Here is a 784-nt window from a genome sequence, read left to right as displayed (position 1 = left end):
GTGTTCAGAGTAGCTGCGTTCAGCTCGGCGTTGTTGTGTTCAGCAATAACCAGAATGCTCATGTTCAGATCACCTTGGCTTCGTTCTTCAGTTTGTCGACCAGCTCGTCAACGCTCTTGACCTTGATGCCAGCGCTGCGGGCAGCCGGGGCTTCAACCTTCAGGGTGGAGACGGTGGAGGCAGTGCTCACACCCAGGTCTTCCGGCTTGAGGGTTTCCAGCGGCTTCTTCTTGGCCTTCATGATGTTCGGCAGCGACGCGTAGCGCGGCTCGTTCAGACGCAGGTCGGTGGTCACAATGGCCGGCAGCTTCAGCGCAACGGTCTGCAGACCGCCGTCGATTTCGCGGGTGACCTTGACGCTGTCGCCGTCAACGGCGACTTCAGAGGCAAAGGTGCCCTGAGCGTAGCCAGACAGTGCAGCCAGCATCTGGCCAGTCTGATTGTTGTCGGAGTCGATGGCCTGCTTGCCGAGGATGACCAGCTGCGGCTGCTCTTTATCGACAACGGCTTTCAGTGCCTTGGCGATGGCCAGCGAGCTCAGCTCGTCAGCGGACTCGACCAGCACAGCGCGGTCAGCGCCCAGTGCCAGGGCGGTACGCAGTTGTTCCTGGGCGGCAGTCGGGCCGACAGTCACAGCGACGATCTCGGTCGCGACGCCTTTCTCTTTCAGGCGGACGGCTTCTTCTACGGCGATTTCGCAGAAGGGGTTCATCGACATCTTGACGTTGGCCAGATCAACGCCGGAGTTGTCTGCTTTGACGCGAACCTTGACGTTGTAATCAAC

General features: G+C 59.8%; 1 protein-coding gene. It reads right to left on the bottom strand.

Annotation, left to right across the window (positions count from 1 at the left end):
- Positions 1 to 64: 64 nt before the first annotated feature.
- A partial coding sequence (locus CNQ84_RS20260) for an electron transfer flavoprotein subunit beta/FixA family protein (protein WP_096006543.1) occupies positions 65 to 784 on the bottom strand: 720 nt, incomplete at its 5' end.

It is taken from the genome of Pseudomonas abyssi, from assembly GCF_002307495.1.
Classification (GTDB): domain Bacteria; phylum Pseudomonadota; class Gammaproteobacteria; order Pseudomonadales; family Pseudomonadaceae; genus Halopseudomonas; species Halopseudomonas abyssi.
The sequence above is the reverse complement of the archived record's forward strand: the minus strand, read 5'-3'. Positions and strand labels throughout refer to the sequence as shown.